Here is a 14,590-nt window from a genome sequence, read left to right on the forward strand (position 1 = left end):
TTAATCACAAACAAGCTGATTTCGAATTACTTGATTAAAAAACCCTCTAATCTGACGATTAGAGGGTTTTTATAATGAGACCTTTTGTCCATTTAGCTTAATGGAATTAAAAGATACAATAGTGCTGCAATAACTCCTCCAATAATCGGTCCAACAATAGGAACCCATGAATACTGCCAATCAGATGTCCCTTTATTTTTAATTGGTAGTAATTGATGAGCTATTCTTGGTCCTAAATCACGTGCAGGATTAATCGCATATCCTGTAGAACCACCTAGTGATAATCCAATAGAAACAATCAATAACCCTACAACAATAGGATCTAATCCGTCTGTGAAATCTCCTCTTGTAAAAGCCAATAATGAAAAAACCAAAACAGCCGTTCCTAAAGCTTCACTAAAAATATTCCAAACAGAATTTCTAATAGCCGGTCCTGTTGAAAAAATCCCTAAAATTTTAGCTGAATCTTTTGTTTCTTCAAAGTGAGGGTAATAATTTAACCAAACCAATGTAGCTCCAACAATTCCTCCAGCGATTTGAGCAACACTATAAGGTAACACTAATGACCAACTAAATTTTCCTGCTACTGCCATCGCCACTGATACTGCAGGATTTAGATGAGCTAAACTTAAAAAACTCGATGCATAAATACCCAAAGTTACTGCAGCTCCCCAACCCAGAGCAATCGTTATCCATCCACTATCTTCACTCTTTGATTTGCGTAGTAAATTAGCAGCTACGACACCATCACCCATTAAAACTAAAACCAATGTCCCAATAAATTCTCCGAGCATTTGCGACCATACTGATGTGTCCATTTAATTCCCAACCCCTTTTTTCACTATTTTTAAGTCATCTGATGCTAAAATCGTAGTGCCGGATTCAGTCATTCTCTCTTCAATAATTAGCAAATTTATTTGGTCATCTTTAAATTTCCTCTATTCACCACACTGGTTTTACTGAAAATAACAGTCTCTTTATTTTTCACTTGATTTTAAATGCATCACTCAATTAATTGGATTCTTTTAGTGGTTTGTGTTTAAAAACTCTAGTAGCTGCAACGGCATCTTTCCAGCCATCATACAGGTTTTCACGTAAGTCTTCTTTCATTTCTGGTTCAAATACACCGTTACTCTCCCAATATTTCTTAATTTCTTCTTGGTCTTTCCAAAATCCAGTAGCTAAACCAGATAGGTAAGCCGCACCCAAAGCAGTCGTTTCATTTACTTTCGAGCGTTCTATTGTTGTGCCCAGAATATCTGCTTGGAATTGCATTAAAAAGTCATTCATAGCTGCTCCACCATCTACTCGCATAGTCTTTGTTTCAATGCCAGAGTCTTTGTTCATCGTTTCGATAACATCACGGGTTTGGTAGGCTAATGATTCTAACGTCGCTCTAATCATATGCTCTTTTGTTGTCCCTCGTGTAATCCCAAAGAATGCACCACGAGCATCTTGATCCCAATAAGGAGCACCAAGCCCAACAAATGCTGGTACCATGTAAACATTACCAGATGAGTCGACACGTTTAGCGTATTTTTCAGATTCAGGTGATTCTCTAAAAAACCTAAGTCCATCACGCAACCATTGAATAGCTGAACCCGCAACGAAAATACTTCCTTCCAGAGCATAGGTAATCTCTCCGTTAATACCATAACCAATAGTAGTTAACAGTCCATTTTCAGATTTTATTGGTTTCTTTCCAGTGTTCATAATAATAAAAGCACCCGTACCGTAAGTATTTTTAACCATTCCTTTTTCATATCCTGTTTGACCAAATAAAGCTGCTTGTTGATCACCAGCGATACCTGCAATAGGAACCTCAGCACCATAGAAATGATAAGCTACTGTATGTCCATATATTTCTGAAGATGATCTAACTTCAGGAAGCATTTCTTTTGGAATATCCAATAATGCCAATATTTCTTCATCCCATTTTAAATCATAAATATTGAACATCATCGTACGACTAGCATTTGTATAATCTGTTATGTGTTTTACTCCCCCTGTTAGATTCCAAACAAGCCAAGTATCAATTGTCCCGAATAATAATTCCCCATTCTTTGCGCGCGCTCTCGAACCTTCAACGTGGTCTAAAATCCATTTAACTTTTGTTGCTGAAAAATAAGAATCTATGATTAAACCTGTTTTCTCTTGAATAGAATCTTTGTGTCCATCTTCAATTAATTGATCAGCAATTTCAGAAGTTTGCTTAGATTGCCACACAATAGCGTTGTAAATTGGTTTACCTGTTTCTTTATCCCAAATAACTGTTGTTTCGCGCTGATTTGTGATTCCTAAGCTATCTACTTCTTGAGGCTTTATTCCTGATTGAATTAAAACTTCAGCAATAACTGAAAGTACAGATAACCAAATATCATTGGCATTGTGTTCTACCCAACCTGGTTCAGGAAAAATTTGTTCAAACTCTTTTTGAGCTGACCATAATGGTTGTCCTTTCTTATCGAAAATGATAGCTCGTGTACTGGTTGTTCCTTGATCAACAGACATAATATAGTTCTTTTCCATTACTCAAACCTCCTAATTTTTAAAGCGCTTTCAATTCCGTTCGCTTTTATACTTTAATGTTAATTTTCTTTGATGTAAAGGGAAATGCATTTAAATTTTTAACCTATTTTTTAAAAAAATGGGCATTATTTTAAAATCTGTATTGTATCTTGAAAAGTTCGAGAACAAATCAAAATTTGACTCATCCATAGTTTGTCTAGAAACCTACTAAAAGTCTATTTTGACACTCCTTTCCTTTTTATTTTCCCACACCCTATGGCTGCACAAAAAGAATAGCTTTATTGAACTTATATACACTTCTCTTTGTAATACATGGCTCAGTTTGATACCAGTATGAATCTTATTTTCACATTTTCACTAGTTGCTAAACCATTTAGGTACTGCACTTTTTTAAATGAACCAGTTAGAAGCGGGAAATTTTTTTAACCTTGTCTATTTTTGTGAATACAATACGATAAGCTAACTAATATCAAATCAGTGTTATAACAAAGGCGAAGAAGAGGTTAAACAACTATTTTATGAGTGTGCATGCTAAAAACCTGTTTACTTTAATAATGATAAAAAGGCTATGAGTGCTTCAGGTCAAAGTTTCTCAAAATTAATTTTTTCCTTTTATTTTTATCCAATTATTTAAAAAAAGCTGATAAATTAGCAACTTCTTTTTTTTAAGTTTTCTCATTAAGTCTTGCGTTAAGATACATCCTTCTTTTTTTATTTACTATTTTTTTCAATCAAATCTATAAACGCGTTGACGATGGTCTGAAAGAAGTCTAATGTTTCTTTTTTCGTAATTGAACCATCTTCTTCTAAAATACTCAAAACATTTCCGATATAAGCTTCTGGCTGTTGAACTGTTGGCATGTTCAAAAAAACTAATGACTGACGTAAGTGGTGGTTTGCTCCAAAACCGCTAATTGCACCTGGCGAAACACTAACAATGGCTGCTGGTTTAGTATCCCAAATACTAGCACCATATGGTCGTGATCCAACATCGATTGCGTTTTTAAGAACACTTGGAACAGAACGATTGTATTCAGGGGTAGCAAATAACACAGCATCAATTGATTTCATCGTATCACGAAAAGTTTCCCACGAATCTGGAATAGTATTTTTGTCGTCAAAATCTTGATTATAAATAGCTAAGTCACCAATTTCGATAAACGATATGTTATAGTCATCAGGGAATAATGTTGCAATCGTTTTAGCGACTTTTTTTGTATAAGACTCAACACGTAAACTTCCTACTAAAATACCAATGTTCTTTGTCATCATCTCAGTCTCCTTTATTTTTAAACTCTATTGAAATTAAGCATAATGTTATTTTATTTTATTTGCAAATAATACTACTTTAACGATAATTTCTTCTGTTTTCCTCGTGAATAAACAAGAAAAAATAACGCTATCATGATACAATAGAATCATAAATTAATAGTAGGTTATTTTTATGGCAAACCAAACATTTCATGCAGTAGCTAAATCAATTGGTGGGATGAAAGTTTCATGCACATCAAGGAATTTTGAATTTATCCTAGATGAGCCAAAAAGCTTAGGTGGATCAAATGAAGGAATGAACCCAGTTGAAGCCCTACTATCCTCTCTTGGAGGATGTAAAGTCATTGTAGCTCGCTCTTTCGCTAAAATGCATGGCATAAATCTGAAAGATGTTCGTTTAGAATTAGAAGGCGAATTGGATCCCGATGGTTTCATGGGTAAAAATAAAGATGCTAAAATAGGTTTCTCTACAATCGTGTCTAAATTTTATATCGAAGCTGATAATACTGATTAAGAAATTTCAGATTTTGTAGCTTTCATTAACCGTAACTGTCCAGTAGCTGATACCATTAAAAATGCTCCTGCTACTAAAACGGAAATTCATAAAATTTAACTTTCAAATCGTGGATTGTAAGATTAAGCTATACAAATAAAAAAGCCATTCGTGATACACTCTAATTGTATTTCCAACCATAGAAAACAAGGAGTGATCACAAATGACCTATACCCATATTACCATGGATGAACTAGTGATGATAGAAGCTTATTACCATCAAGGTATTCCAGTTGCTAAAATAGCTGCTTACTTGAATCGTACTCGAACACCGATTAATAATGTTATCAGGTTCTTCAGAGCAGGACATACAGCTTTCGAGTATTACCTACGGTATAAGAAAAACAAGAAGCAGTGTGGACGCGAAAAAGTTGTTTTACCAGAAGAACAACATCTTTATATCAAGGAAAAAGTAGCTGAAGGCTGGACGCCTGATGTCATTATTGGCCGTAAAGAAATGACAATAGACTGTTCCGTACGAACACTTTATAGACAATTTAAAGAAAAAACATTCGATGAAGCTACCCTTCCAATGAAAGGGAAAAGAAAGCCTAACGGACATCAAGAACGTAGAGGTAGACAAGCTTATAAACGAAATATCTCTGAAAGAATAATAGATTATCCAACATTTAAAGAAGAATTTGGTCATATCGAAGGAGATACCATTGTAGGTGTCCGCCACAAAAGTGCGGTCATTACTCTAGTAGAGATTTTATCGAAAGCTATCATTACCTTAAAGCCCAAAGGGCGTAAAGCCTGCGACATTGAGAGTGCTATGAATCAATGGTTCCAATCCATACCAAAAAAATTATTCAAATCAATTACTTTTGATTGCGGTAAGGAGTTCTCCAACTGGAAATCTTTGTGCAACCAGCATGATGTCGCTATCTACTTCGCTGACCCTGGAACGCCTTCACAACGAGCTTTAAACGAGAATTCTAATGGGCTTCTTCGAAAAGATGGATTGCCAAAAGAAATGGATTTCAACGAAGTTGATCAGGCTTTCGTATCGTCTGTTGCACACAAACGGAATATAATTCCAAGAAAGTCATTAAATTACCAAACACCGCTGGAAGTTTTTATGAGTTACATGGATGAAGATATTTTGTATAGCTTAATTTGACAAATCAGAAATTAAAAAAATGTGTATTTTTCTCTTTAAATTCAGAGAAAAGCACACATTTTTTATCGTTCTTTTTAGTCATTCCGATAACGGTTTGCTAATCCTTTCAGGAAATTTCTGGCGTACCGATCTCCACATTCTTTGTAGTTGCGTTGTCCTTCTCTTCTTAGAACGGCGCTCAATTCACTTTTTGATAAATGAACGCCTGTTTCGTCTAAAATTTCCAATATATCATCGCTAGTCAAAGACAGAGCTATTTTTAATTTTTTAAGCAATACATTATTAACGCTCTGATCATTTTTTATCATGACTTCTGCCTTTTTTATCAGTTCTCCTGGTTTGGATTCTTGTTTTCCTCTTTTAAAGACAATCAACCCATTTAAAAAGGATTCTAATACAGCATTTTTGCATTTTTTCATGTATTCATTTACTGAATATCCTTCAGCTTCTTCTTGTTCTTGTTTTGTTTTAACTTTTGTTAACATTTTTTGAACGTCTTCTTTAGTAATCTCAAAATCACCTAATTTGAAAATATCAACCATCTCTGCATCTTTAATATCTAGCGCGTATCTTAAGCGTACAAGTCTATCATTATTATTCATTTTCATATCCTCCGAGTCTTTTTGAATTAGGATGTTTGTTTCTAACCTAATTGATTAGTCTATTTATTGCATTATGCCATGAAATAGTACTCTTGGCCAGTCAGGAAAAGACAGCGCCCCCTATATTGAATGAGCTATTTCAGTAAAAAAATTATTCCATTATTGTAATTATTATTTATTACTGCTAGAATAACTGAAGCGAAGTCCTTTTAAACTAGTCCAGAGAGATTAGAAAGGGTAACAAATCAATTCTTTGATACCTTAGGTCCTTTTGCGAATAATATATTCAAAAGGCATTTTTTTGTGCCTAAAATTAGGAGGAATTATAGATGTCAAAGAAGAAGATTATTCAAGTTGATGAAAAGGTCCCAGCAAAGTTGCTTATTCCCTTGAGCTTACAGCATACATTTGCCATGTTTGGAGCATCGGTTTTAGTTCCTATCATTTTTGGAATTGATCCAAGTATTGTTTTGCTGATGAATGGACTTTCGACATTGCTATTCATCTTTATTACAAAAGCAAAAGCTCCCGCTTATCTAGGTTCGAGCTTTGCATTTATCGGACCGACCAGTATTATTATTGCCAATCAAGGATTTCAATATGCGCAAGGAGCATTTGTTGTCTTAAGCTTGATCGGTTGTCTTCTAGCACTTTTCATTCATCGTGTTGGTACAGGATGGATTAACATTGTCCTTCCCCCAGCAGCTATGGGAGCTGTTGTGGCTTTAATTGGACTAGAGTTAGCAGGGAATACGGTTAATGGCGGTTCAATTGGTGCCAACTTAATGACAGATACTGCGACGACTCAAAATTTCATTGTTTTTTTCATCACTTTAGGCGTGGCCGTCCTAGGTTCTGTATTATTTAAAGGTTTTCTATCTACCATTCCTATCTTAATATCGATTGTAATCGGTTATATTTCTGCTATCGCATTTGGCATGGTTAACTTCACGCCTGTTTTGGAAGCATCTTTATTCACTATGCCTCACTTTCAATGGGCAAAATTTGATCTCCAATCTATTTTAACTATGCTACCCGTTCTTCTAGTCTTAACTTCTGAACACATTGGACACCAAGTTGTGACGTCTAATGTTATTGGTCGAGACTTAATGAAAGAACCCGGCTTACACCGTTCTTTATTTGCCGACTATCTAGCTTCTGCACTCTCTGGTTTAATTGGTGGTGTACCTACTACTACTTATGGTGAAAACATTGGAGTTATGGCTATTACGCGCGTTTATAGCGTGCGCGTTATTGCTGGCGCTGCTATCTTTTCTATATTTATGGCGTTTATTGGGCCATTAGCAGCCTTAATCTCTACCATCCCAGGAGATGTCATTGGTGGAGTGACCTTCTTACTTTACGGAATGATTGGAACTAGCGGTTTACGTTTGTTAGTTGAATCAAAAGTTGATTACAGTCAATCAAGAAACCTGATTTTAACATCAATCGTCTTTGTTGCTGGTTTAAGCGGCTTAACCATTAATTTTGCTGGCATCGAATTAAAAGGAATGATTCTTGCAAGTGTAGTCGGTATTGTTTTAAGTGTTGCTTTCTACTTATTTGATAAATTAGGTTGGATGAATGAATAGATAAAAAAAAGAAGATTCCATGTATACCTGCATGGAATCTTCTTTTTTTAATTTTTAACTATTAGTTTTTGTGTATTCTTTTAATTTTTCATTTAATTTCTGATAAATGACTTTCATTGTAGGCTCATTGCATGCCTTAATAGCACTATCTAGGCTCATCCATTCTACCCCACTATTTTCATCGGGTTTAATAGAGGTCTCTTCATTTTCATCCGCTTCAATTAAATAAGTGATATTTAAATGCAAATGTTCAGCGATTGGTTTATCTTTTTTTGAGTGCGTTGGAACGTTTAAAATCTCAATTGAGTAGATATTATCAGAGATAGAATGAATATTCTTCAAACCTGTTTCTTCTTGTGTTTCTTTTAAAGCCACATGTAGTAAATCTGCATCACCATCTGCATGACCACCAAGCCATGACCAAGATTGATAAATATTGTGATATGCCATCAATACTTTTGTTCTAGCTTTATTCACTACCCATGCTGACGAAGTAAAGTGAGCGCCTTTATTTTCTCTTGTCAATAAATTATCAAAAGTCGTTAAGTAACGCAGTATTTCTTTTTGATCTAGCGCCTCTTGATCGTTATATGGCTTATATTGGCTAATTTGTTCGTTTAAATTCATCTAAGATTCTCCTTTGGCTAAATCTATTAGTTAGTTGTAACGCTAATTTAGGTTATTGTCTGATATCCATTATATCAAAAGAATAAACTGTGAAAAGGTCATTTTTCAAAAAATTAATTTTCTATATTAAATCAAACCGTTTTTATCTCCATCTCGATTAGATAGAAATGAGTAACTTATTTATTTTCTATTGCCTTCATCTTTTTTAGTGCTCTCTCCTAGTTGCTTAGGATAAATGAGAGTAGACCCTTCTACAACAGTTTTTTTCCCATGCATCCCTATGTTTTGTAAGATCATTTTCTTGTCTGTCATGATATGTTGAATGGTCAAACTTTTCAGGGTTAAGGTATTTGAAATAATCAAACGATGGCGCTTCCAAGGAACACTTTCAGAACACATATAGCAGACTCGTTTTTCACTACTTAAAGCAATTAGATCTTTGATTGCTTTTTAGTATTCTTTTGTCAGACTGTATGCGGCCTAATTTTGAAAAGAAGTGTTCCGCCAACCGTTTACCACTGATTGATTATTGCCTAGTTTTTCTTTCTTCTCCCGCCCAATGCAGGCATATGATGGTAACTGATCCCGTTTTCTGGTAACCATTTTCCTATAATTTCTTTATTAAATTGAGGCGTATAGTTACTACCAGGATAAGAACGCACGTCGATTAGCGACTCTATACCTTATTTCTTAAGCAAAGAAATGAATTCATCACTGCTATGAGTTGGATATCCTACTCTATGACTATCCATTTAGAATCCTCTCCTTTATTTTTCTAATTTACTATCGTTTTCCAATCTATCGTGCTAGAGACTTAAACAGTTAAAGATTGGACCCCGAATAGTTGTATATATACTAACTATCTATTATAATATACCATTATACCTTTATCTATTCATAAAGGTATAATGGAAGAATAGCGTATAGATCGTTGTACCTACTTGTATATAAAGTAATTTATTAGGAGAGATCCTATTGGAAAGAGCAGTTGGAACAGTCGTACGTGGTCTTCGCGGACCAATTATTAATGAAGGCGACGATATTGAAAAACTCGTAGTCGATACTGTATTAAATGCAGCAAAAGTTGAAGGCCTAACTTTTGAAGATCGCGATATTATAACCATTACCGAATCAATTATCGCACGCGCACAAGGAAATTATGTCACCATTGATGATATTGCCCAAGACATTCGTGCAAAATTCGGAGATGAAAAAATTGGCGTTATTTTCCCGATTCTTAGCCGCAATCGTTTTGCAAATGTCTTACGTGGCATTGCAAAAGGTACAAAAAGTATCGTCTTGATGCTAAGTTATCCTTCTGATGAAGTGGGTAACCAACTTGTCGATATCGATGAATTAGACGTAAGAGACGTTAACCCTTGGACAGATGTCTTAACAGAAAATGAATTCCGTGAACATTTTGGTTATAAAAAACACAGATTTACTGGTGTTGATTATATTGAATACTATCGCTCAATCATTGAAGCTGAAGGAGCGAGTTGTGAAATTATCTTCTCAAATGATCCAAAAACTATTTTGACTTATACAAAAAGTGTCTTAGCAAGTGATATCCATTCAAGAGCTAGAACAAAAAGGATTCTTACCAACGCTGGAGCTGAAAAAGTATACGGTCTTGATGATGTATTATCAAAGTCCATTAATGGTAGTGGATTTAATGAAGCTTACGGTCTTCTTGGATCTAACAAAGCAACCGAAGATACATTAAAACTATTTCCTCATAGTTGTCAGCCTATTGTTGACCATATTCAAGAAAAAATGAAAGAAAAAACTGGCAAAACAATTGAAGTATTGGTTTATGGTGATGGAGCTTATAAAGACCCGGTTGGAAAAATTTGGGAACTAGCAGATCCAGTCGTCTCGCCTGCGTATACAGCAGGCCTTGCCGGTACGCCGAATGAAGTAAAATTAAAATATTTAGCAGACAATAACTTCTCACATCTTCGTGGTAAAGAGTTAAAACAAGCTATTTCTAGTTATATTGTAAACAAAAAAGAAGACCTTGTTGGAGCGATGGAATCCCAAGGTACGACTCCTCGTAAATTAACCGATTTAATTGGCTCATTGTCTGATTTAACTTCTGGTAGTGGAGATAAAGGGACACCTATCATCTATATTCAAGGTTATTTTGATAACTTTACAGAGTAACTAACTTTGAAAAAAAACGATTCAATAAAAAAGCAAAAATCCTAATTTTAAAATAGGGTTTTTGCTTTTTTTAAAATCGTACTTTCTATCGCTTCAAAATCCTTTAATTGTTTTTTAAAAATAAACTTGTCTACTATTAAAACTAGCATTGTACCTAGTAGTATATAACTTACCCTTTTAACAGCGGCATAAAGAGTATTGTTTATTAGGGCAGTTGATGCAATTACCGATACAGTGACACAAATCATTTTATCTCGATAATTTTTTGTGAAACTATCTAAGTAACCACCTGCCACTACAATCATCGTTCGTATCGTATTGTTTTTAATGAATAAAAATATAAATAAGATGACGAGTGCACCAAAAATTGTACCTTGTACTCTGTGTTTAGATTGGATAGTACAGTTTTCAGAGTATAACTCTGTTAATGAGAATACGGTATAAACAATCCATCTTGCTTCTTGTAAATCGAAAAAAGCTACCATAAAGGCCGTAATAGCTGTTATCAAGCAAATTCTAAAGGCATATGCCCATCTTACTGTATGAATTGAGTGCTTTCTTCTAAATATATTTACGGGCTTGTACAAGCTATTGTCTTCGTCTATTTCGATTAGCTCAGATAGTTCATTTTTTGTGTGACTGCTTTTCCTATGAATTGTAAATTGAACAATCATAATCAGTACTGCTCCAGCTACTAACCCTAGTAATCGATTGTTAAAATCCATTCCAGTTACTGGACTATACAACATAAATAAGTATTGCCATCCAAAAGGTACAACTATTATTTTATTCAATCTAGAGCTAAGAAAATAACCCATTGTAGATCATGCAATAAAATTTAAAATTAAGCCAAGCCACATATTTTAGCTTGATAAATGGGTTAGCCTTCCTGAAATTAAATTTATACTTGTTAACTTCACTAGATTTCCCACCGGTTTCTTAGTTAAATCTTCTTGCATAAGTACTAGTAGGGTATTCAAAATAGTCATCCCTACCAGGTTATTGTTTGTTTCAAATACATATCCAAAACTGTATTTGACACAATTTTTTCAACAGCTAGTCCCTTCTTTATGACCACACACAACATAGTCACAACGGAAAATGACTTACAAGTGTCATCTCTTGTCCTTGATCCTGATAAATAAAAAAATAGACCCCTTAAAATAGAAAGTAAACACTACTTTAAGAGAGTCTAGTTGAACTTATTTTATTTTTTTATAAATAGATGTTACGTTTTGGAGCAGGAATTAGCTTCCATTTATTTAGTTTAAATTGAATAATAGCTCCGCTGATTAAAAATATCATATAAATAATCGAAACAATTGGCAGTAGCGAGTAGTCGCTATTTGATCCGGTAGAGGAAACTAAAAAATGATAGATTCCGTAACAAGCCCAGGCTGCAGGGAGAGTAAATACAGCATTTTTTAACCAAGCCATCATCCCTACTGCGATTATGAATGCCATGCTTAATAAGACAATACCCAATATTTCTTGTGAAAGACCCCCTCTGTTCCAATTAATTTTCACTAAGTAAGCTGCTATATTAACAATTGTCGCTATCAAGAGCCAACCATTATATAATCCAAATGTAAAAGCTAGAATATTTTTCTTATTATCGTTGTTTCTTACTATTATTCGATTGATAAAGGTTAAAACAACTGTAAATGCTAAAATAAAAATTGTAGAAATCAAAATTTGATCGTATAAGAATAGAACTACCCAACCAATATTAAATAATGACGACACCCAAAATAAAGGAGAAATGGTATCACTAATTGTACGATAACTTCTTTTATTTCGATTTAAGATCATAAGAATAAGGGAAATAAAAATTAGCGTATAAATGACTCCCCAGATACTAAATGTAAATGAAGCTGGCGTAATCGGAGTAAGGTATTTATCCGACATTTCTTTTTGAGTTATATTATTAATTAAACCAACACTACTAGCATAATTGATAACTAATAGAATAGTAAATACAAGAATATTTATCCAAGCTTTAAGAGCTGTTTTCATGATGTATTCCTCCCGAGATTTCTATCTTTATTTAATGAATACAACCAGTAACCATTTTTACAACAAATTAAACGAACCTTTTTTAACTATGGGCGACCACGATTTCAGGTCAAGAGCAATAGCCCTTTTATAAGGCTGTTATTCTCAAACACATTGATTTCGCTAGTTGTATTAGGAAGATTTATCTTTCATACAAAGATAGTAAAAAAATAAAACCCCACAATATTCAAGACAAATCAGACTAAAAGTTAAACTTTTTAACTGCTCTTCACTTTTCCAACGTGTAAACGTGTACTTGGTTCCGTCCTGATTGCTTTGCTGAATACAATGCTTTATCCGCTTTGTTCAATAGCTGATCTACCGTTTCCTTTGTACCTGTTATCGCTTCAGCTACTCCCATACTCAAAGTAACTGGAATATTTCCCTCAGAAGAATCTAGACTTTGTCTCTCTAACTGTTTACGTAAGTTATTTCCTAATAACTCAGCCTCTAGTGCTGTATACCCATTTAAAGATAGAGCAAACTCTTCCCCACCATACCTAGCAAAAACCTGTCCTTCTGTTAACTGATTTTCAAATAAGGTTACGACATGTTTAAGCAATTGATCTCCTATATGATGTCCGTAAGTATCATTTACTTTTTTAAAATGATCAATATCCATCAGCACTACTGTAAATGGGGTAAAGCCTTGCTCTGCTATTGCAAAATCTTGTTCACACTGTTCCATAAAAGCACGGCGGTTGAATATTTGGGTCAGTTCGTCATAGTTAGCTTGATACTCCAATTTATTTTGTAATTCTCTCAGTTCAGTGACATCTGTAAAAATCAAGATTAAACCTTTTCTATTTTTTACCTTGATTAAGGGTGAGATACGAATTTGGTAAACGCGTTTTGTGTCGTCAATGGCCAACTGCACCTCTTGGTTATTCCCCGTTAGCTCCAATTCTAGGGGGAAAGAATTACCTGTTAGTTCTTGCCAAGCTTTATAGAAATTCATTCCAATCAACTTATTCGTTAATTGCGGAAAATATTTCTCACAAATTTGATTAAATTCGTTCAACTGAATAGACTCATCCAGTACCATTACTCCATCATTTATGCTATTAAATATGACATTTTTTGCGATAGGTATTAATGTAAACATCCGCGATGAACTGATAGACCATAAATACAAGGAAGAAGAAAGCCATAAGACCATCGGAACAGGATCCATTCCTTCAGGGGTAAGTTCTAATAAGTATAAAAGAGCTGTCAACATAGGGATAAACTGTCCCAATATTAAGGATAGTAGCTCCATTCGATGGACTTTCGCTGTTTCTTTCCAACGTGAAATCGCAAGCAAAAGCGCTACTAGCATGCAAGAAAAGATGTAGGTCCCATGAATCATATACCATACCCCAATCTCTTGCTGAACGTAGGGAGCTCCTAAAATAGGATCTATTTCGAGTACTTTATAATGCAGATGATGCAAATCATTCGTTGCTACCACGATTGAAGTGATAATTGGAATAATAAGTAGAGAAAAAGCTTTTATTTTTGAAATATGAATGCCTAAATAATGCATAACAAACAGTAACCCTAATGTCGTAGAAATTGGCATACCTACATATTGAATAGCTGTCCAAAACTTTATCTGTTCTAAAGTTGTAGTCAATAACATGATTGCTGAAGCAAAACAATAAATGGCTATTGTTACGGTATAGGCCATAAAAAAATAAGCAATTTTCTTATAACGATAGCGTCTAAAATAGACATACAAACACAAATATAAGTTCAGCACGCCCGATGCAGAATTAAGAGCAACATAAGCTGTCAGTGGTGAATTCATAATTGGATATCCTCTCTTAATAATTTTTAATTTTACTATAACATATATATTTGTATTGGGTGATTAAACTTAATTCATGTGATTTTGTATGTTTTAATTTTCTACAAGTTAAGTATACAATAAGTACCTTTAGCGCTACAGAAATCTTTAATATTTTAGATAAAGTGAAAAGACCAGCAGCACTCCTTAAAAGCTGTTGGCCCAAATATCATGATTTAATTCTAAATGATTAACAACTACTTGATCAGACTATCTTATCTTTTCATAATGAATCGTTTCGTT

Annotated in this window: 14 protein-coding genes; 4 read left to right on the forward strand and 10 right to left on the reverse strand. The window is 34.2% G+C overall.

Going from position 1 to position 14,590, the window contains the following annotated elements; genetic code table 11:
- Positions 1-92: 92 nt before the first annotated feature.
- The 3 genes from BR44_RS07090 to BR44_RS07100 form a co-directional block, all read right to left on the reverse strand.
- Positions 93-818 (reverse strand): MIP/aquaporin family protein, encoded by a 726-nt coding sequence (locus BR44_RS07090; RefSeq protein WP_034551536.1) that lies wholly within the window; start codon positions 816-818, stop codon positions 93-95.
- Positions 819-1,011: 193 nt separating this feature from the next.
- Positions 1,012-2,529, reverse strand: coding sequence for a glycerol kinase GlpK (gene glpK / locus BR44_RS07095; protein ID WP_034551537.1), 1,518 nt, complete (start codon positions 2,527-2,529; stop codon positions 1,012-1,014).
- Between the two features lie 711 nt (positions 2,530-3,240).
- Complete coding sequence (locus tag BR44_RS07100; RefSeq protein ID WP_034551539.1) at positions 3,241-3,798, reverse strand: NADPH-dependent FMN reductase; 558 nt, start codon at positions 3,796-3,798, stop codon at positions 3,241-3,243.
- Between the two features lie 175 nt (positions 3,799-3,973).
- On the opposite strand from BR44_RS07100, the gene BR44_RS07105 reads away from it, so the two are divergent.
- Together BR44_RS07105 and BR44_RS07110 are read left to right on the forward strand one after the other, a co-directional pair.
- Entirely contained in the window at positions 3,974-4,315 is a 342-nt protein-coding gene (locus tag BR44_RS07105; RefSeq protein WP_342668068.1) for an OsmC family protein, read from the forward strand.
- A 202-nt stretch (positions 4,316-4,517) separates the two neighbouring features.
- The gene (locus BR44_RS07110; protein ID WP_034546336.1) at positions 4,518-5,477 is read left to right on the forward strand and encodes an IS30 family transposase; all 960 of its coding nucleotides are present in this window, start codon (positions 4,518-4,520) and stop codon (positions 5,475-5,477) included.
- A gap of 74 nt (positions 5,478-5,551) precedes the next feature.
- Here the strand turns inward: BR44_RS07110 and BR44_RS07115 are convergent, their stop codons facing one another.
- Entirely contained in the window at positions 5,552-6,079 is a 528-nt protein-coding gene (locus BR44_RS07115; RefSeq protein ID WP_034551540.1) for a YehS family protein, read from the reverse strand.
- Positions 6,080-6,408: 329 nt separating this feature from the next.
- Between BR44_RS07115 and uraA the strand changes: the two genes are divergently transcribed.
- The gene (gene uraA / locus BR44_RS07120; protein ID WP_034551541.1) at positions 6,409-7,671 is read left to right on the forward strand and encodes a uracil permease; all 1,263 of its coding nucleotides are present in this window, start codon (positions 6,409-6,411) and stop codon (positions 7,669-7,671) included.
- Positions 7,672-7,725: 54 nt separating this feature from the next.
- On the opposite strand, the gene BR44_RS07125 is transcribed toward uraA, so the two are convergent.
- The 3 genes from BR44_RS07125 to BR44_RS11915 all read right to left on the reverse strand — a co-directional run bounded on the left by BR44_RS07125 (position 7,726) and on the right by BR44_RS11915 (position 8,960).
- Positions 7,726-8,298 carry an NUDIX hydrolase gene (locus tag BR44_RS07125; RefSeq protein ID WP_034551543.1) on the reverse strand — a complete coding sequence of 191 codons (573 nt, stop codon included), beginning with the start codon at positions 8,296-8,298 and terminating at the stop codon, positions 7,726-7,728.
- Positions 8,299-8,478: 180 nt separating this feature from the next.
- On the reverse strand, positions 8,479-8,697 hold the full coding sequence (locus BR44_RS11910) for a hypothetical protein (RefSeq protein WP_245592939.1): 219 nt from the start codon (positions 8,695-8,697) through the stop codon (positions 8,479-8,481).
- A gap of 134 nt (positions 8,698-8,831) precedes the next feature.
- Positions 8,832-8,960, reverse strand: a complete 129-nt coding sequence (locus tag BR44_RS11915) for a DUF488 domain-containing protein (protein WP_245592940.1) — start codon at positions 8,958-8,960, stop codon at positions 8,832-8,834.
- 313 nt (positions 8,961-9,273) lie between these two features.
- Here BR44_RS11915 and BR44_RS07135 point away from each other — a divergent pair, with 313 nt between their 5' ends.
- Positions 9,274-10,464 carry a coenzyme F420-0:L-glutamate ligase gene (locus BR44_RS07135; protein ID WP_034551544.1) on the forward strand — a complete coding sequence of 397 codons (1,191 nt, stop codon included), beginning with the start codon at positions 9,274-9,276 and terminating at the stop codon, positions 10,462-10,464.
- Between the two features lie 47 nt (positions 10,465-10,511).
- Here the strand turns inward: BR44_RS07135 and BR44_RS07140 are convergent, their stop codons facing one another.
- The 3 genes from BR44_RS07140 to BR44_RS07150 form a co-directional block, all read right to left on the reverse strand.
- Complete coding sequence (locus tag BR44_RS07140; protein WP_169740197.1) at positions 10,512-11,258, reverse strand: FUSC family protein; 747 nt, start codon at positions 11,256-11,258, stop codon at positions 10,512-10,514.
- Between the two features lie 421 nt (positions 11,259-11,679).
- Complete coding sequence (locus tag BR44_RS07145; protein ID WP_034551545.1) at positions 11,680-12,480, reverse strand: tryptophan-rich sensory protein; 801 nt, start codon at positions 12,478-12,480, stop codon at positions 11,680-11,682.
- 268 nt (positions 12,481-12,748) lie between these two features.
- Positions 12,749-14,308, reverse strand: coding sequence for a histidine kinase N-terminal 7TM domain-containing diguanylate cyclase (locus BR44_RS07150; protein WP_034551548.1), 1,560 nt, complete (start codon positions 14,306-14,308; stop codon positions 12,749-12,751).
- Between the last annotated feature and the right edge of the window lie 282 nt (positions 14,309-14,590).

This window comes from Carnobacterium funditum DSM 5970 (assembly GCF_000744185.1).
Classification (GTDB): domain Bacteria; phylum Bacillota; class Bacilli; order Lactobacillales; family Carnobacteriaceae; genus Carnobacterium_A; species Carnobacterium_A funditum.